The organism is Streptomyces cinereoruber (assembly GCF_009299385.1).
GTDB lineage: Bacteria > Actinomycetota > Actinomycetes > Streptomycetales > Streptomycetaceae > Streptomyces > Streptomyces bikiniensis.
Genome location: NZ_CP023693.1, coordinates 4,192,654 through 4,217,361, shown reverse-complemented (window position 1 = coordinate 4,217,361; position 24,708 = coordinate 4,192,654). Strand labels below are relative to the sequence as shown.

The following is a 24,708-nucleotide window of genomic DNA, read 5'->3' as shown; positions in this document are numbered from 1 at the left end:
GCCGACGCAGACCAGGACCAGCAGAGCTTCGAAGAAAATGATCACGGGGTGCTCCTCGACTGAGGTGTGAAGGCGGAACGGGCCGGACCCCAGCTTAGTGGCCCGGGGCCCGGCCCACTCGGTGAGGTGGGTCTCGGGGTGGACCGTCAGCCGAGCAGCTGCGCCTGGAGGACGAGGGTCTGCCGGAACGGCACGGTGGGCGCCCCGCCCTCACGGGTCTGGGTGACCACCGCGAGCGTGTCGCCCGCCCCGATGTGGGCCCACAGGGTCTCCTCCGGGCCGTACGGCGCCTTCTCCTCGTACGCGTACGCCGTCGCGTCCGGCACCCGGACGTCGCCCGCCACGCGGTCGAGGACCTCCGCCCCGTCGACGCCCTGGGGGAGGGCCTCGTCGGCGTCGCCGGTGAGGGCGCTGTCCAGGTGGTCGGCATGGGCGACGGAGGAGAACTTCAGCAGGAGGACGCGGGTCCTCGTGCCGTCCGGCGTCGTCCACGCGCGGCCCGTGACGTGGCGCAGGGCGACGTCGTCGAGGACCTTCCACAACCCGCGCACCCCTTGTCACGCGAGGGGTGCATGAGGTTGCGACGTCTCGCATTACAGTTCGGTACATGGCGAAGAAGCTCGTGATCAAGGTGACCGCCGGGGCCGACTCCCCCGAACGCTGCTCGCAGGCCTTCACGGTGGCCGCCGTGGCCGTCGCCAGCGGGGTCGAGGTGTCGCTCTGGCTGACCGGCGAGTCCTCCTGGTTCGCCCTCCCGGGCCGGGCCGCCGAGTTCGAACTCCCGCACGCCGCACCGCTGCCGGACCTGCTCGACTCGATCCTGGCCGGCGGGCGCGTGACGCTCTGCACCCAGTGCGCGGCCCGCCGCGAGATCACGGAGAAGGACGTCCTGGACGGCGTCCGCATCGCCGGCGCGCAGGTCTTCGTCCAGGAGGCGACGACGGACGACGTCCAGGCCCTCGTCTACTGATCCGCCGGGCGGGAGCCCCTACCGCTCCCGGTCCGCCGCACACGGCCTACCGCTCCCGGCGCTTCTTCCCGTCCAGTTCGTCCCACCACTCGTCCGACTGCGGGTCGCCGGAGGGATCGTCCCACCAGCGGTCCTCCGGGCCTCGGCGGTTGGCGATCATCGCGGCGACCGGGGGGATGAGCATGGCGACGACGCACATGGCGACGGCGGCCGGCGTCGAGAAGAGGCGTACGACGGCCCAGGCGCCCACGAAGAGGAACAGGCAGGCGCCCATCATCCAGAAGTAGACGTGGCGACGGCGTGCGTACACCCTTTCAGCCTACGTCCGGGCAGACCGAAGGGCCGTGCCCCAAGTCCCGGAATGGCGTCCAACCCCCCAGGAGGCACGGCCCTTCGGCCGATCAAACGTCGCGGGTCAGACCGCGATGGCGACCTCCGCGAGGCCACCCTTCTGCGCCACGACCTTGCGGTCGGCGGTGCCGCCCGGCACCAGGGCGCGGACGGTCCAGGTGCCCTCGGCCGCGTAGAAGCGGAACTGTCCGGTGGCGGAGGTCGGGACCTCGGCCGTGAACTCGCCGGTCGAGTCCAGGAGGCGGACGTAACCGGTGACCGGCTCGCCGTCCTTGGTCACGAAGCCCTGGATGGTGGTCTCACCGGGCTTGATCGTCGAGGCGTCGGGGCCGCCGGGCTGCGCTCCACACATGGTGTTCTGTCCTTACGGTCGAGAGGTCCGGAAGAGGGGAGGTCCGGAGGGGTTACTTGGCGGCGCCGAGCTCGATCGGCACGCCGACGAGGGAGCCGTACTCGGTCCACGAGCCGTCGTAGTTCTTGACGTTCGGGACCTCGAGGAGCTCGTGCAGGACGAACCACGTGAGCGCGGAGCGCTCGCCGATGCGGCAGTAGGCGATGGTGTCCTTCGCCAGGTCGACCTGCTCGGCCTCGTAGAGGGCCTTGAGCTCGTCGTCCGACTTGAAGGTGCCGTCGTCGTTGGCGTTCTTCGACCACGGGATGTTGCGGGCGCTCGGCACGTGGCCGGGGCGCTGCGACTGCTCCTGCGGGAGGTGCGCCGGGGCGAGGAGCTTGCCGGAGAACTCGTCGGGCGAGCGGACGTCGACCAGGTTCTGGGCGCCGATCGCGGCCACGACGTCGTCGCGGAAGGCGCGGATCGAAGCGTCCTGGGCCTTGGCCTTGTACGTGGTGGCCGGGCGGTTCGGGACCTCGGAGCCGTCGACCAGGTCGCGGGAGTCGAGCTCCCACTTCTTGCGGCCGCCGTCGAGGAGCTTCACGTCCTGGTGGCCGTAGAGCTTGAAGTACCAGTAGGCGTAGGAGGCGAACCAGTTGTTGTTGCCGCCGTAGAGCACGACCGTGGTGTCGTTCGCGATGCCCTTGGCCGAGAGGAGCTTCTCGAAGCCCTCCTGGTCGATGAAGTCGCGGCGGACCGGGTCCTGGAGGTCCTGGGTCCAGTCGATGCGGATGGCGTTGCGGATGTGGTTCTTCTCGTAGGCCGAGGTGTCCTCGTCGACCTCGACGAGGGCGACCTGCGGGTTGTCGAGGTTGGCCTCGACCCAGTCCGCGTCGACCAGGACGTCGCTGCGAGCCATGCTGTTCTCCTCCGGGGCAGTGTGCGGCGGTGTGGTGCGGGGTGGTGCGGGTACGCGTCGGAAGCGTGCGGCGACGGCGTACGGCTGCGCGAGATGCGGCCCCGACGTCGGTCGGCGGGCCGTGGGGAAGGCGGGGTCGGACGTCCCGCTCAGACGGAGCGACAGAGCATGGCGGCGACGCGGCACAGGTCTACTGCCCGCCGCTTCGTGAGATCCGCCTGTCGCTTCATGGCCCCGATCGTAGGGACGGACAGGCGGCCGTGTCACCGGTGTGTCGTATTTTGAGACGCGATCGTCCGAGATGTGGGACGCGATCACGGCGCGGGGCGGCCCCGGGCGCCTCCGTACCGAGGCGTCCGGTTACGTTTCTGCGGATCGGACGGCGTCGTCTCAGCATGTGACCAGCGGGTAGAAACGAGCCCCTCGCCGGTCCCGGGCGCTCAGCCCGCCAGGGAGACGTCCTTGCCCGAGACCGTGACCACCAGGCCCTCCGGGCGCGGCTCGACCTTCTCCACCTTCATGCCGGCGAGCACGTGCAGCGGGCGCTCGAAGTCGGTGCGGGCGCGGACCAGCTCCTCCACGCCCGGAATGCCCTCGCCCGGCACCTCGTCGGCGCGGAACCGGATCGTGTCGCCGTTCACGGCGGTCACCGTCGAGAGGACCGTGCGGGTCAGGGTGCGGCCCAGGATCTGGACGCTGCCGGTGACCTTCACCTTGCCGTTGCCGCCGTAGGCGACGGTGGCCTCGCGCTCGGAGGCGGCGGTGAGGTCCGCGTAGGAGATGAGGGCGGTGCCGGCCGCGGTGCCGGCTCTCGCGCCCGTCCAGTCGCCGGTCACGGTCACGTCCCGCAGGACGACGTCCAGCTCGCCGACCCGGATCTTCCGGTCGCCCGCCTGCGCCTGGATGCCGGTCGCCCGCACGTCCACCTCGTCGAACCGCTCGGCCGCGGCCTGGGTGAGGAAGGGGAAGCCCTTGACGTCGACCTCGATCGACTCGCTCCGGACGCCGGAGGCCTTCGTCCAGCCCGCCGCCTCCGACTCCACGTAGGACGCGGCCAGGCGGTCGATCCCGACGAGGGCCCCGCCGAGGACGACGGCCAGGATGAGCAGAATCCGCAGTGCTCGCATGCGTGGTGCGTCCCCCCGTGAAAGTTTTCGACCCCCGACACGAAGATCGACGTGTCGGGGGTCGGGTTGGTTCCCGCGCCCGGACAGGCCCTAGGCGCGGTGCGGAACGGCGTGTCAGGCCAGGGCGCGCCCCAGCAGGTACACGGCGGGCGCGGCGGCGGCCAGCGGCAGCGCGACGCCCGCCGTCATGTGGACGAACCGCGACGGGTAGTCGTAGCTCGCCGCCCGCAGGCCGACCAGCGCGCAGACCCCGGCGCCGAGGCCGAGCAGCGCCCCGGACGCGCCCAGGTCCGTGAGCCCCCCGGCCGCGATCCCGGCGCCCGCGGCGGCGAGCAGCGCGGCGCCGACGGAGACCGGTCCGGGCAGCGGGAGCGCCTTGGCGAGGACGGCGGCGGCGACCGCGACCCCGCCGACGACCACCGCGTCGGGCTCCGCGCCGAGGTGCCCGGTGGCGACCACGGTCAGGGCCGCCGAGACGACGGTGGCCATCAGGCCGTACATCCGCTCGTCCGGGTCCGCGTGGCTGCGCAGCTGGAGGACGAGGCAGAGCAGCACCCAGACGCCGAGCGTGCCCAGGATCGCGGGGGCCGCGTTCTCCCTGCCGGCGGCGAGCAGGGCGCCGTCGGCGACGAGGCCGCCGGCGAAGGCCAGGGCGATGCCCTGCCGGGCGGGCCACATGCCGTTGAGCCGGAACCAGCCGGCCGCGGTGAGCGCCTGGAGCAGGACCAGCGGGAGGAGCAGGCCGTACGGGCCGAGGGCGGCGCCGCCGGCGATCAGCAGGCCGAGGACCGCCGTCAGGGCGGCGGGCTGCACGCCGGGCTCGATGATCGGCGAGCGCCCCTCGGCGCGGGCCCGCTGGGCGTCGGTGATCCGGGTGTTCCCGGAGGTGGTCGGCGGGGAGTAGGCGGGCCCGTCGTCGAGGCCGGAGGCCGGGGCGGGCGCCGGAGCGGGCGCGGGGGCCGGGGTGTGGACCGGGGCCGGGGCCGGGGCCGGAGCCGGGGTGGCGGTCTGCTGCGGCTGGTACGCGCCCGCGTACTGCTGCTGTTCGTACGGGTGCTGCTCGTACTGCGGCTGCTGTCCGTAGGGCTGCGGCTCGTAAGGCTGCTGTCCGTACGACTGCGGCTGCGGCTGCTCGTACGCCTGAGCCCCGTACCCCTGCGGCGCGTACGGCTGCTCCCCCTGGGGCCGGGAACCGGGCCGGACGGCCGGCTGGTACTGGGTGTCCCAGGTCTGGCCCTCCCACGTCTGCGTGACGTCGGGGTCCTGCTGCCCGCCCGCGTACGGGTCGTGCGGCCGCTGCCCGCCCGCGTACGGGTCCGGCTGCCCGCCGTAGTACTGGTCGTTGCTCATTGCTCTGGGGTTCACCCTCCTGCGAACGGGGGGAGCACCTCGACCGTGCCGCCCTCGGCAAGCCGTACGGTCTCATGGCTCCGGGTGCCGACGGGGTCGCCGTCGACCAGGAACGAGCACCGCTGGAGGACCCGGACGAGCTCGCCCGGGTGCTTCGCGCGGGCGGCGTCCAGGGCCTCGGCCAGGTGCTCGGCGGCGTACGGCTCCTCGGCGACACCTGCGGCGGCCTTGGCCGCGGCCCAGTAGCGGATGGTTCCCGCTGCCATAGCGGCGCTCCCTTCGTTCGTGTGCGCGCCGCTCCCATGATGGGCCATGCGCGCGTGGGCCGGACCGGTGACCGCCGTCCCGGTGAACCGCCGCGACGCGGCCGCCGCGCCCCGCGCGACATTGCGTCCCGGGTGCGGGAAGTGAGCGAAGAGACATCCACCATGTGAAATCCGCCCTCTCCGCCGGAAGGCATCTGGGCTATTCTGCTGGGCAGAGGATCCGGGCGACGCAGCCACCGGGTCCTTTTGCGTTTTCCGACCGTTGTTACGGACGGATGAACAAAAGCTCTCAGGGCGCGAGAGCAGGCAGTGATCCGTACGAAGCAGTGCACGTCCTCGCAGGGACCGAGGAGGAACCGACCTTATGGGCGAGCGAACCGAGCACGATCGCATGACCACGACCGGGGCAGGTGGTGGGCGATGAGTTCACTGCTCCTCCTGACCAACGCCCTCCAGCCGTCGACCGAGGTGCTCCCCGCACTCGGCCTGCTGCTGCACAACGTCCGGGTGGCACCGGCCGAGGGCCCGGCCCTCGTGGACACCCCCGGCGCGGACGTGATCCTCGTCGACGGCCGGCGCGACCTCCCGCAGGTCCGCTCGCTCTGCCAGCTGCTGCGGTCCACCGGGCCCGGCTGTCCGCTGATCCTCGTCGTCACCGAGGGCGGCCTCGCGGCCGTCACCGCCGACTGGGGCATCGACGACGTCCTCCTCGACACGGCGGGCCCGGCCGAGGTCGAGGCGCGGCTGCGGCTCGCCATGGGCCGCCAGCAGATCGTCTCCGACGACTCCCCGATGGAGATCCGCAACGGCGACCTGTCGGTCGACGAGGCGACGTACAGCGCGAAGCTCAAGGGCCGGGTCCTGGACCTCACCTTCAAGGAGTTCGAGCTGCTCAAGTACCTCGCGCAGCACCCGGGCCGGGTCTTCACGCGCGCGCAGCTCCTCCAGGAGGTGTGGGGGTACGACTACTTCGGCGGCACCCGTACGGTCGACGTCCACGTACGGCGGCTGCGGGCGAAGCTCGGCCCCGAGCACGAGTCCCTCATCGGCACCGTCCGCAACGTCGGCTACCGCTTCGTCGCCCCCGAGAAGGTGGAGCGGGCGGCCGAGGAGGCCCGCGCCAAGGAGGGCGCGCGCACGAAGGAGGGGGCCGCCCGCGTCAAGGGCGCCACGGAGGACGTCACCCCCTCGGAGGACAGGAACGTGGCGGATGCCACAGTGCGACCTGCCGGTAGGTAGGTCCCCCCGCGTAGACTGCCGCGCGTGGCCAAGGTGACGCGGGATGACGTAGCTCGACTGGCGGGTACTTCCACCGCGGTCGTGAGCTACGTCATCAACAACGGACCCAGGCCGGTCGCCCCGGCCACGCGCGAGCGTGTCCTCGCCGCCATCAAGGAGCTGGGCTACCGCCCCGACCGGGTGGCCCAGGCGATGGCGTCCCGGCGCACCGACCTCATAGGCATGATCGTCCCGGACGCGCGCCAGCCGTTCTTCGCGGAGATGGCGCACGCGGTCGAGCAGGCCGCCGCCGAGCGCGGCAAGATGGTCCTCGTCGGGAACTCCGACTACCGGACCGAGCGCGAGATCCACTACCTGCGCGCCTTCCTCGGGATGCGGGTCTCCGGTCTGATCCTGGTCAGCCAGGGCATGAGCGAGCAGGCCGCGAGCGAGATCGAGGCCTGGGACGCGCGCGTGGTGCTGCTGCACGAGCGGCCCGAGGCGATCGACGACGTGGCGGTCGTCACCGACGACATCGGCGGCGCCCAGCTCGTCACCCGTCACCTCCTGGAGCACGGGCACCCGTACGTGGCGTGCCTCGGCGGCGTGCCGAACACCCCGGCCGTGGGCGACCCGGTCGCCGACCACGTCGAGGGCTGGCGGCGGGCCATGGTCGAGGCGGGCCGCTCCACCGAGGGCCGGCTCTTCGAGGCCCCGTACAACCGCTACGACGCCTACCAGGTGGCCCTGAAGCTGCTCGCGGGCCCGGACAGGCCGCCGGCCATCTTCTGCTCCACCGACGACCAGGCCTTCGGCGTGCTGCGGGCGGCGCGCGAGCTGCGGATCGAGGTGCCGACCGAGCTGGCCGTCGCGGGCTTCGACGACGTGAAGGAGGCGGGGCTCACCGACCCGCCGCTGACCACGGTGTACTCGGACCGCCCGGCGATGGCCCGGGCGGCGGTGGACCTGGTCCTCGACGACTCGCTGCGGGTGGCGGGCTCGCGCCGCGAGCGGGTGAAGCTCTTCCCGTCGGCCCTGATCGTGCGCCGCTCCTGCGGCTGCGACGGGGGCGGGCCGGACCCGGCGCCGTTCTCGACCCTGCGCTGAGACGCCGACTGCCGCACGGCCCTTTATATCGGGCATACGGGGTTCTGTCGGGCTTCTCAGCCGCTCCTCAGACGGTTCTCATGTACGGCTCCGAGAGTCTTCCCATGACGGATCACCAGGAGCAGCCGCAGCAGCCGTACTACCCGCCGAGGCCGCCGTACGAGCCGGACCGGGGCCCGTACGAGCCGTTCACGGAGCCGATCGCCGCCCAGCCCTCCGCCGCCGAGCCGTTCACCACCGAGCACGGCACCACGATCTGGCCGTCGGGCGGGCACGGGGGTCATGGCGGGCACGTCCCGCCTGCGGGTCCGGCACCCGCCCCCGTCCCGGGCCCCCGCCGCCGTGCCAAGCGCGGCGTGGGGCTCATGGCGGCCGTGGCCATCGCGGCCGCCGCGGTCGGCGGCGGCACGGCCACGCTGGTCCAGCAGCTCGCCGCCGACCCGGCGACGACCTCCGCCTCCGCCCCCGTGGCGGGCACGAACGTGGCGGCGCGCGGCGCCGGCACGGTCGCCGGGGTCGCCGAGGCCGTCTCCCCCTCCATCGTGGAGATCTCCGCCGCCTCGAACTCCGGCAAGTCCACCGGTTCGGGCGTGATCATCACCTCCGGCGGCGAGATCGTCACCAACAACCACGTGATCTCCGGCGCCTCCGAGATCACCGTGCGCCTGGACGACGGCAGGACCTTCCCGGCCGAGGTCGTCGGCACGGACCCCGACAAGGACCTGGCGCTGATCGAGCTGAAGGGCGCGTCCGGCCTGAAGGCCGCCTCGCTCGGCAGCTCGAAGGACGTGAAGGTCGGCGACGAGGTCGTGGCGATCGGCTCCCCCGAGGGGCTGACCGGGACCGTCACCAGCGGCATCGTCTCCGCCCTCGACCGGGACGTGACCGTCGCGAAGGACGAGGACCAGGGCCAGGGGCAGCGGCAGTACGACCCCCGGCAGGGGTGGCCGTTCGAGTTCGGCGGGCAGCAGTTCAACGGCGACACGGGCTCGTCGAAGACCACGTACAAGGCGCTCCAGACCGACGCCTCGCTCAATCCGGGGAATTCCGGCGGCGCGCTGATCAATATGAACGGCGAGATCATCGGAATCAATTCGGCCATGTATTCGCCCAGTTCTTCGAGCGGTTCCACGGCCGGGAGCGTCGGCCTCGGATTCGCGATCCCGATCGACACCGTGAAGGCCGACCTGGACGACCTCCGCTCGGGCGGCGACAGCTGAACGCGTGGGACGCTGCCTCCATGACGGGACAGCAGAACGAAGCCGAGCGGATCCTCGTCGTGGACGACGAGCCCGCCGTACGGGAGGCCCTGCGCCGCAGCCTCGCCTTCGAGGGGTACGGGACGCGGGAGGCCGTCGACGGGCTCGACGCGCTCGCCGCCATGGAGTCGTACGCCCCCGACCTCGTCGTCCTCGACGTGCAGATGCCCCGCATGGACGGGCTGACGGCGGCCCGCCGCATCCGGGCGTCCGGCTCGACCGTGCCGATCCTGATGCTCACCGCCCGCGACACCGTCGGCGACCGGGTCACCGGGCTCGACGCGGGCGCGGACGACTACCTGGTGAAGCCCTTCGAGCTGGACGAGCTGTTCGCCCGCATCCGGGCCCTGCTGCGGCGCAGCTCGTACGCGTCGGCGGCGTCCGCGGCCCCGGCCGACGACGTCCTCTCCTTCGAGGACCTGCGGATGAACCTGGCCACCCGCGAGGTGACCCGGGGCGGCCGGACCGTGGAGCTGACGCGGACCGAGTTCACGCTCCTGGAGATGTTCCTGGCGCACCCGCGCCAGGTGCTGACCCGCGAGCAGATCCTCAAGGCCGTGTGGGGCTTCGACTTCGAGCCGAGCTCGAACTCGCTCGACGTGTACGTGATGTACCTGCGGCGCAAGACGGAGGCGGGCGGCGAGCCGCGCCTGGTCCACACGGTGCGGGGCGTGGGGTACGCGCTGCGCGGAGGGGGCGGGGAGTGACGACGGTTCCTCCGCCCGCGCCCGCCGCCCCGCCCGGGCCCCGCTTCCGTCCGCTGGCCTGGTTCCGGTCCCGGCCGCTGCGCTCCCGGCTCGCGCTGCTGACCGCCGTCGCGGTGGCGCTCGCGGTGGCGGCGGTGTCGCTGGCCTGCTGGTTCGTGACGCGGGAGCAGCTGGAGACCGAGCTGGACTCCTCGCTGAGCGCCACCCGGCTCGACCCGGGCGGGGCGCAGAGCATCCTGTCGTTCTGCCGCCAGGGCACCGCGCCACCGTCGGTGGCGGGCTCGTACACGGTGCAGGTGATCCTCGCCGACGGGAGCGTGTGCACCTCGGGGGAGGCCGCGATCCCCGTCGGGCGCGACGACCTCGCGGTGGCGCAGGGGCGCCTGGAGGACGTCCTGCACACGGTGAAGGACGCCGACGGGCGCGAGATGCGGGTCTACACCTACCCGCAGGAGCGGGCGCCCGGGATCGCGGTCTCCCTCGCCCGGCCGCTCTCCGAGATCGACAACTCGATGTCCACGCTGCGCTGGGTGCTGCTCCTGGTCTCCGGGATCGGGGTCGTCGGCGCGGGCGCGGCCGGGCTGTGGGTGGCGCGGACGGGTCTGGAGCCGGTGAACCGGCTGACGGGGGCCGTCGAGCACGTGGCGGCGACCGAGGACCTGACGGTCCGGATCCCGGTGGAGGGCGAGGACGAGATCGCCCGTCTGTCGCGCTCGTTCAACGCGATGACGGCGGCGCTCGCGACCTCCCGGGACCTCCAGGCGCGGCTGATCGCGGACGCGGGACACGAGCTGCGGACGCCGCTGACCTCGCTGCGGACGAACGTCGAGCTCCTCGCGCGGAGCGAGGAGACGGGCCGGGCGATCCCGCCGGAGGACCGGCGGGCCCTGATGGCCTCGGTGAAGGCGCAGATGACGGAGCTGGCGTCGCTGATCGGGGACCTCCAGGAGCTGGCCCGGCCGGACGCGGGGCGCTCGGGCCCCCTCGGGGTGGTGCCGCTGCACACGGTGCTGCGGGCGGCCCTGGACCGGGCGCGGCTGCGCGGCCCGGAGCTGGCCTTCGTGACGGACCTGGCGCCCTGGTACGTACGGGCGGAGCCGGCGGCGCTGGAACGGGCCCTGGTGAACGTCCTGGACAACGCGGTGAAGTTCTCGCCGCCCCGGGGAACGGTCGAGGTGACCCTGATGCGGGGCGAGCTGACGGTCCGGGACCACGGTCCGGGGATCCCGGCGGACGAGCTGCCGCACGTCTTCGACCGCTTCTGGCGCTCGCCGTCGGCCCGCAGCCTGCCGGGCTCGGGCCTGGGCCTGTCGATCGTGGCGCGTACGGTCCGGCAGGCGGGCGGCACGGTCGCGCTGGCCCCGGCGGAGGGCGGCGGGACGGTGGCGACGGTCCGGCTGCCGGGGGCGCCGACGCCGCCGCCGGGCGGGGCCTCAGTTGTGCCGGAGGAGGGCTTCGACCAGGCCTGACCGGGTGTTCGGGAAGTCCAGGGGGACGATCCCGAGCCCGGTCCGGCCGGCCAGTTCGGCACTGTCGAGGAAGCCGTGGACGCGGGGGTTGAGCCGGTCGGAGTTCCAGCGGGGCGGGAGGTACGCGGAGGTGCTGACGAAGTTGACGTAGAGCCGCCCCGGTTGTGCGACGGCGGCTCGGAAGTGGGCCTGGATCTTCGGGTACTTGGCGTCGGGCAGCGCGTTCCAGTCGTCCTGGAGCGCGATCTGGGACCCGTCCCACCACTTCAGCCCCGGAAGGCCTCCGTTGTCGGCGATGAGGACGACCTTCCCGCGGGCCTCGCCGAGGAGCGGCAGCCGGTCCCCGATGCGGAAGAGGGGACGCCAGCCCCGGTTGTCCAGATAGTCGTCGAAGACCGCCCGGAAGGCGGCGTCGGACTCCTCGGAGTACTCCTGCTTGACCCGCATGAGGACGGTCTCGGAGGGGTGGGCGGCGAGGAAGTCCCGGCAGGCGATCAGCACGTCGCCGAACATCATGTTCTGGTACGAGGCCCCGTGGTGGATCGCGAACGAGCCCCCGGTCACCCGGCACCGCACGTCCAGGAAGCGAACACCGCTGTCCAGCTGCTGGGCAATGGTGCTGTTCTGGCACTCGCTCCAGGGCCCGCCGAACCGGGCGCCGGAGTCGTGCGTGCCGGGGATGGTGAGCCGCGCCAGCTCGGTCCCGTCCCCGTGCGCCCCCATCCACGCCCGCACGTCCACGGCCGAGGCGGAAGGCGCCCCGACGACCAGCGCGGCACCGGCGGCCGCGACCCCCACGAGGAATCGTCGTCGCTCCATGGCACCGCACTATGACAGGTCCACTTCAACCTCCGCCAGGGTGCGGCACGGGGGAAAGCGAAGGGGCGGCGGCCGGGAGCGGAGAGGGAGCGGCAACCGGAAACGCGAAGGGGCGGCAGGCCGCCGAAACGGTCCGCCGCCCCCCCCTTACGGGCTTACTTGATGACGGTGATGCGGTCCGCCGCCGGCACCGGCAGCGGTGCGGAGGCCGAGGAGTGGGCCGTCAGGTAGGCGGTGAACATGTCCAGGTCGGAGGCGCCGACCAGCTTGTTCTTGTGCTCCTTCAGGACGGTGAAGCCGTCGCCGCCGCCGGAGAGGAACTCGTTCATCGCGACGCGGTAGGTCTTCGCCGGGTCGATCGGCTCGCCGTTCAGGCGCACCGAGGAGACCACGACCCGGTCGGCGCCGGTCTTCGTCATGTCCAGGGTGTACGTGAAGCCCTTCGACACCTGGAGGATCTTCGGGGCCGCCTGGTTCGGGCCGCTGACCTGCTGCTGGAGCGCGGTGACGAGCTGGGCGCCGGTCAGGTCGACCGCCGTCATCATGTTGGTGAACGGCTGGACGGTGTACGCCTCGCCGTAGGTCACGACCCCGACGCCCTCGGCGCCGGACGCCTTGTGGGACAGCGGGGCGCGGATGCCGCCCGGGTTCATCAGGGCCAGCTGCGCGCCGCCCTTGTCGGCCGGGGCCATGCCCTCCAGCTGCGCGTCCGCGATCAGGTCGCCCAGCGGCTTCTCGTACGCGTCGATCGGGTTCTCGATGTCGGCGGCGATGTGGCCGACGGGGCGGTTGGCGATCGGCGCGGCCAGGGTCTTCCAGCGGTCGATCAGCCTGGTCATGTCACGCGCCGGCTTCACGTCACGGCTGACGACGTGGTTCGCGGAGGCGACGGCCGTGCGGACGATGTCCTTGGTGCGCCGGTCGTAGGTGAGCGTCGTGTCGGTGTAGAGCCGCCCGAAGGAGGCCGCCGAGGTGACCGTGCGCGGCTTGCCCGCCGGGTCCGGGATCGTGCACGCGTACGCCTGGTGGGTGTGGCCGGTGACCAGGGCGTCGACCTGCGGGCTGACGTTCTTGGCGATGTCCACGATCGGGCCGGAGATGCCGTTGCCGGGGCCCGGGCTGTCACAGTCGTAGTTGTACGCGCCCGAGGCGGGCAGCCCGCCCTCGTGGAGCAGGGCGACGATCGACTTCACGCCCTTGCGCTCCAGCACCTTGGCGTACTTGTTGATCGTCTCGACCTCGTCGCCGAACTTCAGGCCCTTGATGCCCTCGGCGGACACGATGTCGGCCGTGCCTTCGAGGGTGACGCCGATGAAGCCGATCCGGACCCCGTTGCGCTCCCACACGAAGTACGGGTCGAGCAGCGGCTTTCCGCTCTTCTCGTTCGTCACGTTGGCCGCGAGGTAGGGGAAGTCGGCTCCCTGGAACCTCTTGCCCTTCTCGAAACAGCCCTCGGTCGGGTGGCAGCCGCCGTTCTGCATCCGGGCCAGCTCGCGCGCGCCCTCGTCGAACTCGTGGTTGCCGACCGAGGTGACGTCGAGGTCGAGCCTGTTCAGCGCCTCGATGGTCGGCTCGTCGTGGAAGAGGCCGGAGACCAGCGGCGAGGCGCCGATCATGTCGCCCGCCGCGGCGGTGATGGAGTACGGGTGGCCCTGGCGGGCCTGCCGCAGGTGCGTGGCGAGGTACTCGACGCCGCCGACGCCCTCGACGGTCCGGGTCGTCCCGTCCTCGTTCAGGTGGGTCAGCCGGCCCGACGAGCCGGTCGGCGGCTCCAGGTTGCCGTGCAGGTCGTTGAAGGAGAGCAGCTGGACGTCGACCAGACGGCCCTGCCCCTTGTCGTGCCCGTGTCCGTGCCCGCCGCCGGACCGGTCGCCGACCGCGCCGGCCGACGGCATCGCGGCGACGAGCGCCCCGACCGTCACGAGCCCGGCCCCCGCGGCGAGGATCCGCCGCGCCGTCTTGTTCTTCCTGGGTGTCGCTGCCATCTGCCCTCTGTTCCCTCTGCACCTCTACGGGACGCACTTCCCGTATGCCGGTGCAGCCTAGGGTCAACGCGCGTAGCACAACAGGGGGGAGAGGATTACAAGACGGTTGCCGCCCGCTTTCCGCCGGGCGGCGCCGGGCCGCCGTAGGCTCGTTCCATGACTTCCGACGCGGCACCGGCCCTCGAACCCGGACGGCAGATCCACACGTACGACGAGCTCACGCCCGAGCAGGTCCAGGACGTATCGGAGCTCCTGGAGGCCGCCGACCGGGCCGACGGGATGCACGCCGTGTCCGAGCAGGGCCGGCTCTACCTGCGCAACGGACGGCGCGAGGGCGTGCGGCACTTCCTGCTGACCGTCGGCTCCCGGCTGTACGGGTACGCCCAGCTGGAGGAGACCGACCCGATCGAGGCCCCGGCCGCCGAGCTGGTCGTCCACCCCGACCGGCGCGGGCGCGGCCACGGGCGGGCGCTCGGCACCGCCCTGCTCGACGCCTCCGGCAAGCGGCTGCGCGTCTGGGCGCACGGCGGCAAGCCGGCCGCCCGGCACCTCGCCCAGGTCCTCGGCCTGACCCTCTTCCGCGAACTGCGCCAGCTGCGGCGGTCCCTGGTGCCGCTGGAGATCCCGGAGCCGGTGCTGCCCGAGGGCGTCACCGTCCGCACCTTCGTCCCCGGTCAGGACGACGCGGCCTGGCTCGCCGTCAACGCCGCCGCCTTCGCCCACCACCCCGAGCAGGGCTCCCTCACCCAGCGGGACCTGGACGACCGCACCGCCGAGCCGTGGTTCGACCCTAAGGGTTTCTTCCTCGCGGAGAAGGACGGGCGGATCGTCGGCTTCCACTGGACGAAGACGCACGCCGAGGAGCAGCTCGGCGAGGTGTACGTGGTCGGCGTCCTGCCCGACGCCCAGGGCGGCGGCCTCGGCAAGGCGCTCACCGCGATCGGCCTGCGGCACCTGGCGGCCCAGGGGCTGCCGACGGCGATGCTGTACGTGGACGGGGACAACTCGACGGCGGTGCGGGTGTACGAGGGGCTCGGCTTCGCCACGCACGAGGTGGACCTGATGTACCGCACGGAGTCGTAGACCCGTACGCGCGGTGCCGTAAGGGCTCGTGTTCAGGGGGCGGTTGACACCGCCCCCTTCCTTCCACCACCCTTTCACTACTTGATTAGTGAAAGGGTGGTGGAAGGGAACGTGGTCGAGTACCGCATCGACCGGCGCAGTGGCGTCGCCACCTACCTCCAGATCGTCCAGCAGACGAAACAGGCCCTCCGCATGGGCCTCCTGGAGCCCGGCGACCGACTGCCCACCGCACGCGAGGTCGTCGAAGCGACGGCCATCAACCCCAACACGGTCCTCAAGGCCTACCGCGAGCTCGAACGCGAAGGCCTCGTCGAGGCCCGCCGCGGCCTCGGCACCTTCGTCCGCGCCACCCTCGGCACCAACCCGGCCGACTCGCCGCTGCGCGGCGAACTCGCCGACTGGGCGCGCCGGGCACGGGCCGCGGGGCTCGAACGGGACGACGTGGCCGCGCTCTTCACATCCGTACTGAAAGAACACTTCGAGGGGGACGACGACCGATGACCGAGGACACCGCCCTGAGGGCGGAACTCCTGGGCAGGAAATACGGCGGACGCAGAGGCGGCTGGGCCCTGCGGGAGTGCGACTTCACGCTCCCCCGGGGGCGGATCTGCGCCCTCGTCGGCCCCAACGGCGCCGGCAAGTCCACCCTCCTCGCCCTCGCCGCCGGCCTCCTGCGCCCCACCGAGGGCACCATCGAGGCCCCCGCGCGCGAACTCCTCGCGTACGTCGCCCAGGACAAGCCGCTCCACCCCCGGCTCAGCGTGGACGACACCCTGCGCATGGGCCGCGAACTCAACCCCGGACGCTGGGACCCCGCCCTCGCCGAACGGGTCGTCGAGGGCGGCGGCTTCTCCTCCGGCACCCTCGTCCACCACCTCTCCGGCGGCCAGCGCACCCGCGTCGCCCTCGCGCTCGCCCTCGGCAAGCGGCCCGAACTGCTCCTCCTGGACGAGCCGATGGCCGACCTCGACCCGCTCGCCCGCCACCAGCTGTTGGGCCTGCTCATGGCGGAGGCCGCCGAGAACGGCACCACCGTCGTCATGTCGTCCCACATCCTCACCGAGCTGGAGGGCGCCTGCGACCACCTCCTCCTGCTCCACGGCGGCCGGATCCGCCTCGACGGGCCCGTCGAGGACCTCCTCGCCGCCCACACCCTGCTCACCGGCCCCGTCGCCGACCTCGCCCCGCACACGGTGGTCGAGTCCCGCACGACCGGCCGTCAGCTCACCGCCCTGATCCGCCGCGAGGGCCCGGTCGAAGGCCCCTGGGAGACCTCCGAACCCTCCCTGGAAGAACTCCTCCTCGCCCACCTCCGCACCCCCGAGGGAGCCGCAGCATGAGCACGCTCGCCCTGAGGGGTCCGTACTGGGTGACGGTCCGGCAGTACCGGCGGACACTGTGGCTGACGGGCGCGCTGGTGCTCGCGGCGCTGGCGGTGATCGGGGGGCTGCGGATCTGGGACCTGCAGTACCCGGACGTGTACGTGGAGGACGGCTACCAGCACGTGGCCGACGACAACAGCGGCTACCAGTTGCTGCGCGGGGCCATGGAGCAGTTCTCCGTGGCCATGGTCCTCCTCCCCTTCCTCACCGGCGTCTTCGTCGCGGGCCCGCTGATCGCCCGCGAGTTCGAGTCGGGGACGTACAAGCTCTCGCTCACCCAGTCGGTGAGCCCGGCGGCCTGGCTCCGCGCCAAGCTCCTCACCACGACCGCCGTCGTCGTCGGAACGACCCTGGTCCTCACCGCGATCTACCTGATCGGCTGGGGCCGGGTGTCGGGCACCTGGCAGTTCAGCTGGGCGGACCGCGGACCGTACGAGATCACCGGTGTCGTCCTCGTCTCGTACGTCCTCCTCGCCGTCGCCGTCGGCGCCCTCGTCGGCCAGCTGGTCCGGCGCACGCTCCTCGCCATGGCCGCCACCGGAGGGATCATGGGCGTGGTCATGCTCGTCCTCAGCTCCTTCCGGTGGGACTTCCTGCCGGTACGGACGGTCACGGGCCCGGCCCTGGAGAACGCCTCGACCCTCATGGTTCCCGGGGACGCCCTGCTCGTCGAGCAGGGACTGATCGGCGTCTCCGGGAAGCGGCTGCCCGGCTGGTTCTGCTCCCCCGACGCCCCGGCGGAGCACTGCCGCCCCGACGAAGGCATCGCCGCCCAGTACGCCGACTACCACCCCCAGTCCCACTTCTGGCCCACCCAACTCATCGAGTCCGGCATCCTCCTCGCCCTCGCCGCCCTCGCGGCCTACGCCGCCTTCCGCCTCCTGCGGGCCCGGCACCCGTAACCCTCCGTAGACACCTCCCGTAGACACCCTCCGTAAAAGGAAAAGGGGCGCGGGGCCCGCACACGGCCCCGCCCCCGATTCCCGTACGACATGTCGTCGTTACCGGCCATTCAGAAGCGCTTGCGACGCTCACGCAATGAAGCGCTCCGTGTCCGGCCTCCCCAAAGGGAGGCTTCCCTCCCCCGCGGCCCGCTCCGACGCGCCTGAGCAGCCTCTCGCGCGGAAGAATAGGGTCATGAGCCAGCAGCCCGCCGAGGTCCCGGTCCAGCCCTCCGCCGCCTCCGCGTCCTCCGCCTCCCTCGGATCCATAGCCGCGCACCGCCCCCAGGCGGTCACCGACCTCGACTCCGGTCTGGACACCGATCCCGACGCGTACGAGAGCGACGGCGCGCTCGGTGACGAACTGCCGCAGGGGCGGTTCCTCGACCGGGAGCGCAGCTGGCTCGCGTTCAACGAGCGCGTCCTCGAACTCGCCGAGGACCCCACGACCCCCCTCCTCGAACGGGCGAACTTCCTCGCGATCTTCGCCTCGAACCTGGACGAGTTCTTCATGGTCCGGGTCGCCGGCCTCAAGCGCCGCATCGCCACCGGCGTCGCCACCCGCTCCGCCTCCGGCCTCCAGCCCCGCGAGGTCCTCGACCTGATCTGGACCCGCTCGCGCGAACTCATGGCCCGGCACGCCGCCTGCTACCAGCAGGACGTGGCCCCGGCCCTGGCCGACGAGGGCATCCACCTGATCCGCTGGCCCGAGCTCACGGAGAAGGAGCAGGCCCGGCTCTTCACCCTCTTCCGGCAGCAGATCTTCCCCGTCCTCACCCCGCTCGCCGTCGACCCGGCCCACCCCTTCCCGTACATCTCGGGGCTCTCGCTCAACCTCGCCGTGGTCGTGCGCAATCCGGTCAGCGGCCACCGCCACTTCGCGCGCGTGAAGGTGCCCCCGCTGCTCTCCCGCTTCCTGGAGGCCTCCCCGCAGCGGTACGTCCCCCTGGAGGACGTCATCGCCGCGCACCTGGAGGAGCTGTTCCCCGGCATGGAGGTGCTCGCGCACCACATGTTCCGGGTGACCAGGAACGAGGACCTGGAGGTCGAGGAGGACGACGCCGAGAACCTGCTCCAGGCCCTGGAGAAGGAGCTCATGCGGCGCCGCTTCGGCCCGCCGGTCCGCCTGGAGGTCGAGGAGTCCATCGACCCGTACGTCCTCGACCTGCTCGTGCGCGAGCTGAAGGTCTCCGACGCCGAGGTCTACCCGCTGCCCGGGCCGCTCGACCTCACCGGCCTCTTCGGGATCTCCGGGCAGGACCGGCCCGAGCTGAAGTACCCGACGTTCGTCGCCGGCACCCACCGGGACCTCGCCGAGGTCGAGTCCGCGTCCGCGCCGGACGTCTTCGCCGCGCTGCGCGAGCGGGACGTGCTCCTGCACCACCCGTACGACTCGTTCTCCACCTCCGTCCAGGCCTTCCTGGAGCAGGCGGCGGCCGACCCGGACGTCCTGGCGATCAAGCAGACGCTGTACCGGACCTCCGGCGACTCCCCGATAGTGGACGCCCTCATCGACGCCGCCGAGTCCGGCAAGCAGGTCCTCGTCCTGGTCGAGATCAAGGCCCGCTTCGACGAGCAGGCCAACATCAAGTGGGCGCGCAAGCTGGAGGAGGCCGGCTGCCACGTCGTCTACGGCCTCGTCGGCCTCAAGACCCACTGCAAGCTGTCCCTGGTGGTACGGCAGGAGGGCGAGCTCCTTCGCCGGTACTCGCACGTCGGCACCGGCAACTACCACCCCAAGACGGCCCGGCTCTACGAGGACCTCGGCCTGCTCACCGCCGACCCGCAGGTCGGCGCGGACCTCTCCGACCTGTTCAACCGGCTCTCCGGCTACTCGCGCCGCGAGACCTACCGGCGCCTGCTCACCGCCCCCAAGTCGCTCCGCGACGGCCTGGTCTCCCGGATCACCAAGGAGATCGCCCACCACCGCGCCGGACGGCCCGCGTACGTGCGGATCAAGGTCAACTCGATGGTCGACGAGGCCGTCATCGACGCCTGCTACCAGGCCTCGCGGGCCGGCGTCCCCGTCGACATCTGGGTCCGCGGCATCTGCGCCGTACGGCCCGGGGTCGCCGGGCTCTCCGAGAACATCCGGGTCCGCTCCGTCCTCGGCCGCTTCCTGGAGCACTCCCGGATCTTCGCCTTCTGCAACGGCGGCGAGCCCGAGGTGTGGTTCGGCAGCGCCGACATGATGCACCGCAACCTGGACCGCCGGATCGAGGCCCTCGTACGGGTCTCCGACCCGGCGCACCGGGCGGCCCTCATCCGGTTCCTGGAGACCGGGATGTCCGACACCACCTCCTCCTGGCACCTCGGCCCGGACGGGAACTGGACGCGACACGCGACCGACCCCGAGGGACGGCCCCTGCGGCACGTCCAGGAGATGCTCATCGACGCGCGGAGGCGCAGGCGTGCACAACCCTGACCAGTCGCAGGACGTCACGGCGGGCGAGGTCCTGGCCCCGTACCTCCACGCGCGGGCCGCGGACTTCCTCCGCGGCCTGCGCCTGCACGGCGAGAGCGGCTCCGACACCGCCGGGGCGGAGGAGGCGGCCCGTACGCTGCGGGCCGCCGCCCGGCGGATCGGCGCCACCCTCCACACCTTCCGGCCGCTGCTCGACGGCCCCTGGGCCGACGACCTGCGCACCGAGCTGGCCTGGCTCTCGGGCACCCTGGCCGTCGAGCAGGCCTGCACCTCCCGGCTCGTCCGCCTGGTGGACGCGCTGTCCCGCCTGTCGAACGGCGGCGGGCCCGTCCCCGCCGCCCGCGGCAGCGAATCGGCAGGGCTCTCGGTCGGCGCGGCCCGGGCCGGCGCGCTCCTGGAGCGCCAGCTGACCCTGGCCCGTACGCGCGCCCACTCGGCGGCCCTCCAGGCGCTCGGCTCCGCCCGCTTCCACGCGGTCGCGGACGCCGTCGCCCTCCTCGCCTCCGAGGTGCCGCTCGGGCCCGCCTCCGCCGCGCCCGCCGCCGAGGTCCTGGACGCCTCCGCCGGGGTGGCCGAAAGGCGCCTCCTGGACGCGGTCGCCGCCCTTCCGCTGACCCGGGCGGCCCACCCGTACAACGCCGAGGCCCTCGCCCTGGCCGCCGGCGAGGCCCAGGACGCGCCCTGGCACCAGACCCGGCTGCTGCTCCGGCTGCACCGGTACGCCACCGAGGCCCTGTACGCCGGGGGCGAGCCGGACGCCGTCCTGTACGAGGCGGCCCGCGCCCTGGACCGGCACCGCGACGCCGCCGAGGCCGCGTCGGCCGCCGCCACGGCCGCCCGCACCCCCCGGATCGCCCCGGCGACCGCCTACGCCCTCGGCGTCCTCCACGCCGACCAGCGCCACGAGGTCGAAGCGGCCCGCTTCGCCTTCCAGCGCGCCTGGCGCAGAACGACGGCCCCGGTCCCATGACCCCCCGCGACACCCCGATCCTGGCGGCGGGCTGCGTCCTGTGGCGCCCGTCGCCCTCGGGGCGGGGGATCGAGATCGCGCTCGTCCACCGCCCCAAGTACGACGACTGGTCGCATCCGAAGGGGAAGCTGAAGCGCGGCGAGACGGCGGAGGAGTGCGCACGGCGCGAGGTCCTGGAGGAGACGGGCCGGCACTGCGAGCTGGGCGCCCGCCTCCCCACGGTCCACTACACGGTGGCGGGCCGCCCCAAGGAGGTCGCCTACTGGTCGGCCCGCGCCCTCACCGGCACCTTCACCCCGACCCGAGAGATCGACACCCTCCTCTGGCTCCCCCCGGACCGGGCCCGCCCCCGCCTGACCCAGCCGAGGGACCGCGAACTCCTGGACGCGGCGGTCGCGACCCGCCACTGAGCCGGACCGCCCCGGCCCGCCGCCGAGCCGGGCGCCCGCCGTCCGCTCCGGCGCCGGCCCGGCACCACCGCGCCACCCGGGACCCGCGCCGCCACGGCACCGCGTCACCCGCCCGCGCCCCCCACCCCCGGCCTTCCGGCACGGTTCACTTCCCGTTCACCCTCCCCCGTCGGCGGCTTCACCTGTTCTGCCTAATTTCGGCCTTACGAGGTGCTCGGAGCACAGCGAAGCACCCGCCAAACCGACACACGCCGCCGTAGAACGTTCAGGACACTCGGTCCGCGACAAGGCGGCTTCTGGAAGGAACACCCGAAAGTGAAGCTTTCGCGCAAGAACGGGCTTCGCGCCTCCGCGATCGGTGCCCTCGTCGTCTCCGGCGCCCTTGTCCTCTCGGCGTGTGGCTCGGACGACAACACCGCGACCCCGGACAAGAAGGACGGCGGCAGCACCTCGGCCGCCGCCTCCGACATCGCCTGTGAGGGCGCCAAGGGACAGCTTCTCGCCGCCGGCTCCAGCGCGCAGAAGAACGCGATGGACCTGTGGGTCAAGAACTTCCAGGCGGCCTGCTCCGGCGTCGAGATCAACTACCAGGCCATCGGTTCCGGCGGCGGCATCACCAAGTTCAACCAGGGCCAGGTCGCCTTCGCGGGCTCCGACTCCGCCCTGAAGGAGGAAGAGGTCGCCGAGTCGCAGAAGATCTGCAAGGGCGGCAAGGGCGTCAACCTGCCCATGGTCGGCGGCCCCGTCGCCATCGGCTACAAGCTGGAGGGCGTGGACAACCTGGTCCTGGACGCCCCCACCCTCGCCAAGATCTTCGACAACAAGATCACCAAGTGGAACGACGAGGCGATCACCAAGCTGAACCCGGGCGTCAAGCTCCCCGACTCCACCATCCAGGCCTTCCACCGCTCCGACGAGTCGGGCACCACCCAGAACCTGGGCAAGTACCTCTCCGAGGCCGCCCCGGCCGACTGGAAGCACGACCCGAAGTCGAAGTCGTGGCCCGCCCAGGGCGGCCAGGCCGCCAACGGCTCCTCCGGCGTCGCCACCGCCGTCAAGGACGCCGAGGGCTCCATCGGCTACTTCGAGCTCTCGTACGCCACCGCGAACAAGATCTCCACCGTCAGCATCGACACCGGCGCCGCCGCCCCGGTCGCCGCCACCTCGGAGAACGCCTCCAAGGCCATCGCCGCCGCCAAGGTCAAGGGCACCGGCAGCGACCTGGCCCTCTCCCTCGACTACGCCACCAAGGCCGAGGGCGCCTACCCGATCGTCCTCGTCACGTACGAGATCGCCTGCGACAAGGGCAACAAGGCGGAGACCCTGCCGACCCTGAAGGCCTTCCTCAACTACACCGTGAGCGAGGAGGGCCAGAAGGTCCTCGCCGACGCCGGCTACGCCCCGCTCCCGGCCGAGATCGCCGCCAAGGTCCGCACGATCGTCCCGACCCTGTCCTGACCCGCGGCCGGGGGCGGCCCCTCACCTCCCGTGGAGGAGCCGCCCCCGGCATCCGGTGCACCGCCGCCAGGAGCCGTACGACCCGTACCGGCCCCGCAGACCGGAGAAGCAGATGGCCACCACCACACCAGAGATCAAGAGGAGCCGGGGCGCCAAGAGCGCCTCCCGCCCCGGGGACCGCATCTTCAGCGGCCTCTCCCGAGGCTCCGGCATCACCCTCCTCGTCATCATGGCCGCGATCGCGGTCTTCCTCAGCTACCGCGCCGTCCTCGCCATCTCGAAGGACAGCACCAACTTCTTCACCACCTTCGAGTGGAACCCGGCCGGTGACCCCCCGGTCTTCGGCATCGCCGTCCTCGCCTTCGGCACCGTCGTCTCCTCGATCGTCGCGATGGTCATCGCCGTGCCGGTCGCGATCGGCATCGCGCTCTTCATCTCGCACTACGCCCCGCGCCGGCTCGCCAAGCCCCTCGCGTACGTGGTCGACCTGCTCGCCGCCGTGCCCAGCATCATCTACGGCCTCTGGGGCGCGATCTTCCTCGTCCCGTACCTGGCCGGCCTCAACGAGTGGCTCGACCGGTACCTCGGCTGGACGTACATCTTCGACAAGTCCCAGGACGGCGTCGCCCGCAACCTCTTCACCGTGGGCATCCTCCTGGCGATCATGATCCTCCCGATCATCACCAACGTGACCCGCGAGGTCTTCCTCCAGGTCCCGAAGATGCACGAGGAGGCCGCCCTCGCCCTCGGCGCCACGCGCTGGGAGGTCATCCGCATGTCGGTGCTGCCCTTCGGCCGCTCTGGCATCATCTCCGCCTCCATGCTGGGCCTCGGCCGCGCGCTCGGCGAGACCATGGCCGTCGCCGTGGTCCTCTCCCCCAGCTTCCTCATCTCGGGCCACCTGCTCGACCCGGGCGGCGGCACCTTCGCCCAGAACATCGCCGCCAAGTTCAACGAGGCCAACGAGTTCGGCCGGGACGCCCTCATCGCGTCCGGTCTCGTCCTCTTCGCCATCACCCTGCTCGTCAACGGCGCGGCCCGCTGGATCATCGGCCGCCGCAAGGAGTACTCGGGGGCAGCGGCATGAGCCACGCCATTCAGGACCGACCGCTCGCGGTGGCCCCGCGCCGCGGATCCCTCTCCCACGCCCGCCTCCCCCGCTGGACCCCGGCGGCCGTCGCCGTCGGCTCGGTCGTCGCGGGCGTCGGCATCGGCCTCGCCGCCGGCTGGCACAGCAAGGTCCAGTGGGGCCTGGTCTCGGCCCTGCTCTTCGTCCTCGTGACGTACGCCCTGACCAGCAAGGTCGAGGGCAGCCGACAGGCCAAGGACCGCGTCGCCACCAGCCTCGTCTGGGTCTGCTTCGTCCTCGCCGTCGTCCCGCTGCTCTCCCTCGCCTGGGTCACGGTCAGCAAGGGCATGGCCGTCCTCGACGGCTACTTCCTGACCCACTCGATGAACGGCGTCCTCGACGCCGAGGCCGGCGGCGGCGTCTACCACGCGCTGCTCGGCACCATCGAGCAGGTCGGCATCGCGACCCTGATCGCCGCCCCGATCGGCCTGCTGACCGCGGTCTACCTGGTCGAGTACGGCGGCGGGAAGCTCGCCCAGGCCGTCACCTTCTTCGTCGACGTCATGACGGGCATCCCGTCGATCGTCGCCGGCCTCTTCGTCCTCGCCACCTGGAACCTGATGCTGGGCTTCGGCCCCTCCGGTTTCGCCGGCGCGATGGCCCTCGCCATCCTGATGATGCCGGTCGTGGTCCGTTCCACCGAGGAGATGCTCAAGCTCGTCCCGAACGAGCTCCGCGAGGCCTCCCTCGCCCTCGGCATCCCCAAGTGGCGCACCATCCTGAAGGTGGTCCTGCCCACCGCGATCGGCGGCATCACCACGGGCGTCATGCTCGCGGTCGCCCGCATCACCGGCGAGACGGCCCCCGTCCTGCTCCTCGTGTTCGGTACGAAGCTCATCAACCCGAACCCCTTCGAAGGCGCCCAGTCCTCCCTGCCGCTCTACGTGTACGAGCAGTACGCGGTCGGCACCGACGCCGCCGTGGCCCGCGCCTGGGCCGCCGCGCTCGTCCTGATCGCCTTCGTCATGATCCTCAACCTGGTGGCCCGCGGCATCGCCCGCTGGAAGGCCCCGAAGACCGGCCGCTGACGCG

At 72.2% G+C, this 24,708-nt stretch carries 26 protein-coding genes; 16 read left to right on the top strand and 10 right to left on the bottom strand.

Annotated features, from left to right (window positions below):
• Window positions 1-146 precede the first annotated feature (146 nt).
• Window positions 147-551, bottom strand: coding sequence for a hypothetical protein (locus CP977_RS18900; RefSeq protein ID WP_152370524.1), 405 nt, complete (start codon window positions 549-551; stop codon window positions 147-149).
• A 56-nt stretch (window positions 552-607) separates the two neighbouring features.
• Between CP977_RS18900 and CP977_RS18895 the strand changes: the two genes are divergently transcribed.
• Window positions 608-970, top strand: coding sequence for a DsrE family protein (locus CP977_RS18895; protein WP_030220947.1), 363 nt, complete (start codon window positions 608-610; stop codon window positions 968-970).
• 46 nt (window positions 971-1,016) lie between these two features.
• Here the strand turns inward: CP977_RS18895 and CP977_RS18890 are convergent, their stop codons facing one another.
• The 7 genes from CP977_RS18890 to CP977_RS18865 all read right to left on the bottom strand — a co-directional run bounded on the left by CP977_RS18890 (window position 1,017) and on the right by CP977_RS18865 (window position 5,314).
• The gene (locus tag CP977_RS18890) at window positions 1,017-1,280 is read right to left on the bottom strand and encodes a DUF3099 domain-containing protein (RefSeq protein WP_062753393.1); all 264 of its coding nucleotides are present in this window, start codon (window positions 1,278-1,280) and stop codon (window positions 1,017-1,019) included.
• A 105-nt stretch (window positions 1,281-1,385) separates the two neighbouring features.
• Window positions 1,386-1,673 carry a DUF1416 domain-containing protein gene (locus CP977_RS18885; RefSeq protein ID WP_030220952.1) on the bottom strand — a complete coding sequence of 96 codons (288 nt, stop codon included), beginning with the start codon at window positions 1,671-1,673 and terminating at the stop codon, window positions 1,386-1,388.
• Between the two features lie 52 nt (window positions 1,674-1,725).
• Complete coding sequence (locus CP977_RS18880) at window positions 1,726-2,571, bottom strand: sulfurtransferase (protein ID WP_109185011.1); 846 nt, start codon at window positions 2,569-2,571, stop codon at window positions 1,726-1,728.
• 149 nt (window positions 2,572-2,720) lie between these two features.
• Window positions 2,721-2,801, bottom strand: a complete 81-nt coding sequence (locus CP977_RS35520; protein ID WP_350497993.1) for a putative leader peptide — start codon at window positions 2,799-2,801, stop codon at window positions 2,721-2,723.
• Between the two features lie 210 nt (window positions 2,802-3,011).
• Entirely contained in the window at window positions 3,012-3,698 is a 687-nt protein-coding gene (locus tag CP977_RS18875; RefSeq protein ID WP_062753397.1) for an LmeA family phospholipid-binding protein, read from the bottom strand.
• A 114-nt stretch (window positions 3,699-3,812) separates the two neighbouring features.
• Window positions 3,813-5,048 carry a hypothetical protein gene (locus CP977_RS18870; RefSeq protein ID WP_152370523.1) on the bottom strand — a complete coding sequence of 412 codons (1,236 nt, stop codon included), beginning with the start codon at window positions 5,046-5,048 and terminating at the stop codon, window positions 3,813-3,815.
• Between the two features lie 11 nt (window positions 5,049-5,059).
• The gene (locus CP977_RS18865) at window positions 5,060-5,314 is read right to left on the bottom strand and encodes a MoaD/ThiS family protein (RefSeq protein ID WP_062753399.1); all 255 of its coding nucleotides are present in this window, start codon (window positions 5,312-5,314) and stop codon (window positions 5,060-5,062) included.
• Between the two features lie 420 nt (window positions 5,315-5,734).
• On the opposite strand from CP977_RS18865, the gene CP977_RS18860 reads away from it, so the two are divergent.
• From CP977_RS18860 to CP977_RS18840, 5 genes are all read left to right on the top strand, one after another.
• Window positions 5,735-6,553 (top strand): response regulator transcription factor, encoded by an 819-nt coding sequence (locus CP977_RS18860; RefSeq protein WP_062753401.1) that lies wholly within the window; start codon window positions 5,735-5,737, stop codon window positions 6,551-6,553.
• 24 nt (window positions 6,554-6,577) lie between these two features.
• Entirely contained in the window at window positions 6,578-7,639 is a 1,062-nt protein-coding gene (locus tag CP977_RS18855) for a LacI family DNA-binding transcriptional regulator (RefSeq protein WP_062753403.1), read from the top strand.
• Between the two features lie 104 nt (window positions 7,640-7,743).
• On the top strand, window positions 7,744-8,859 hold the full coding sequence (locus CP977_RS18850) for a S1C family serine protease (protein ID WP_152370522.1): 1,116 nt from the start codon (window positions 7,744-7,746) through the stop codon (window positions 8,857-8,859).
• 20 nt (window positions 8,860-8,879) lie between these two features.
• Window positions 8,880-9,605: a response regulator transcription factor gene (locus CP977_RS18845; RefSeq protein WP_062753407.1), complete on the top strand. Its 726-nt coding sequence runs from the start codon at window positions 8,880-8,882 to the stop codon at window positions 9,603-9,605.
• The gene (locus CP977_RS18840; RefSeq protein ID WP_167308908.1) at window positions 9,602-11,074 is read left to right on the top strand and encodes a HAMP domain-containing sensor histidine kinase; all 1,473 of its coding nucleotides are present in this window, start codon (window positions 9,602-9,604) and stop codon (window positions 11,072-11,074) included. Before CP977_RS18845 ends, CP977_RS18840 begins: the two co-directional genes overlap by 4 nt.
• Here CP977_RS18840 and CP977_RS18835 read toward each other — a convergent pair.
• Together CP977_RS18835 and CP977_RS18830 are read right to left on the bottom strand one after the other, a co-directional pair.
• The gene (locus tag CP977_RS18835) at window positions 11,039-11,893 is read right to left on the bottom strand and encodes a phosphatidylinositol-specific phospholipase C (RefSeq protein ID WP_062753409.1); all 855 of its coding nucleotides are present in this window, start codon (window positions 11,891-11,893) and stop codon (window positions 11,039-11,041) included. The two genes, CP977_RS18840 and CP977_RS18835, sit on opposite strands and share 36 nt — an antisense overlap.
• Window positions 11,894-12,048: 155 nt before the next feature.
• Window positions 12,049-13,878, bottom strand: a complete 1,830-nt coding sequence (locus tag CP977_RS18830) for a bifunctional metallophosphatase/5'-nucleotidase (protein WP_152370521.1) — start codon at window positions 13,876-13,878, stop codon at window positions 12,049-12,051.
• A 156-nt stretch (window positions 13,879-14,034) separates the two neighbouring features.
• On the opposite strand from CP977_RS18830, the gene mshD reads away from it, so the two are divergent.
• The 10 genes from mshD to pstA all read left to right on the top strand — a co-directional run bounded on the left by mshD (window position 14,035) and on the right by pstA (window position 24,704).
• Window positions 14,035-14,961 carry a mycothiol synthase gene (gene mshD, locus CP977_RS18825; RefSeq protein ID WP_062753413.1) on the top strand — a complete coding sequence of 309 codons (927 nt, stop codon included), beginning with the start codon at window positions 14,035-14,037 and terminating at the stop codon, window positions 14,959-14,961.
• 111 nt (window positions 14,962-15,072) lie between these two features.
• Window positions 15,073-15,462 carry a GntR family transcriptional regulator gene (locus CP977_RS18820; RefSeq protein WP_152370520.1) on the top strand — a complete coding sequence of 130 codons (390 nt, stop codon included), beginning with the start codon at window positions 15,073-15,075 and terminating at the stop codon, window positions 15,460-15,462.
• Window positions 15,459-16,301: an ATP-binding cassette domain-containing protein gene (locus CP977_RS18815; RefSeq protein WP_109185006.1), complete on the top strand. Its 843-nt coding sequence runs from the start codon at window positions 15,459-15,461 to the stop codon at window positions 16,299-16,301. The genes CP977_RS18820 and CP977_RS18815 overlap by 4 nt, the downstream gene beginning before the upstream one ends.
• The gene (locus CP977_RS18810) at window positions 16,298-17,245 is read left to right on the top strand and encodes an ABC transporter permease (protein ID WP_109185005.1); all 948 of its coding nucleotides are present in this window, start codon (window positions 16,298-16,300) and stop codon (window positions 17,243-17,245) included. The genes CP977_RS18815 and CP977_RS18810 overlap by 4 nt, the downstream gene beginning before the upstream one ends.
• A 235-nt stretch (window positions 17,246-17,480) precedes the next feature.
• Window positions 17,481-19,709, top strand: coding sequence for an RNA degradosome polyphosphate kinase (locus tag CP977_RS18805; protein ID WP_062753419.1), 2,229 nt, complete (start codon window positions 17,481-17,483; stop codon window positions 19,707-19,709).
• The gene (locus CP977_RS18800; protein ID WP_152370519.1) at window positions 19,696-20,679 is read left to right on the top strand and encodes a CHAD domain-containing protein; all 984 of its coding nucleotides are present in this window, start codon (window positions 19,696-19,698) and stop codon (window positions 20,677-20,679) included. The genes CP977_RS18805 and CP977_RS18800 overlap by 14 nt, the downstream gene beginning before the upstream one ends.
• Complete coding sequence (locus CP977_RS18795) at window positions 20,676-21,089, top strand: NUDIX hydrolase (protein ID WP_152370518.1); 414 nt, start codon at window positions 20,676-20,678, stop codon at window positions 21,087-21,089. Before CP977_RS18800 ends, CP977_RS18795 begins: the two co-directional genes overlap by 4 nt.
• 315 nt (window positions 21,090-21,404) lie before the next feature.
• Window positions 21,405-22,547, top strand: coding sequence for a phosphate ABC transporter substrate-binding protein PstS (gene pstS / locus CP977_RS18790; RefSeq protein WP_062753427.1), 1,143 nt, complete (start codon window positions 21,405-21,407; stop codon window positions 22,545-22,547).
• Between the two features lie 112 nt (window positions 22,548-22,659).
• On the top strand, window positions 22,660-23,634 hold the full coding sequence (pstC, locus tag CP977_RS18785; RefSeq protein WP_152371592.1) for a phosphate ABC transporter permease subunit PstC: 975 nt from the start codon (window positions 22,660-22,662) through the stop codon (window positions 23,632-23,634).
• The gene (gene pstA, locus CP977_RS18780) at window positions 23,631-24,704 is read left to right on the top strand and encodes a phosphate ABC transporter permease PstA (protein WP_062753430.1); all 1,074 of its coding nucleotides are present in this window, start codon (window positions 23,631-23,633) and stop codon (window positions 24,702-24,704) included. The genes pstC and pstA overlap by 4 nt, the downstream gene beginning before the upstream one ends.
• Window positions 24,705-24,708: the final 4 nt, after the last annotated feature.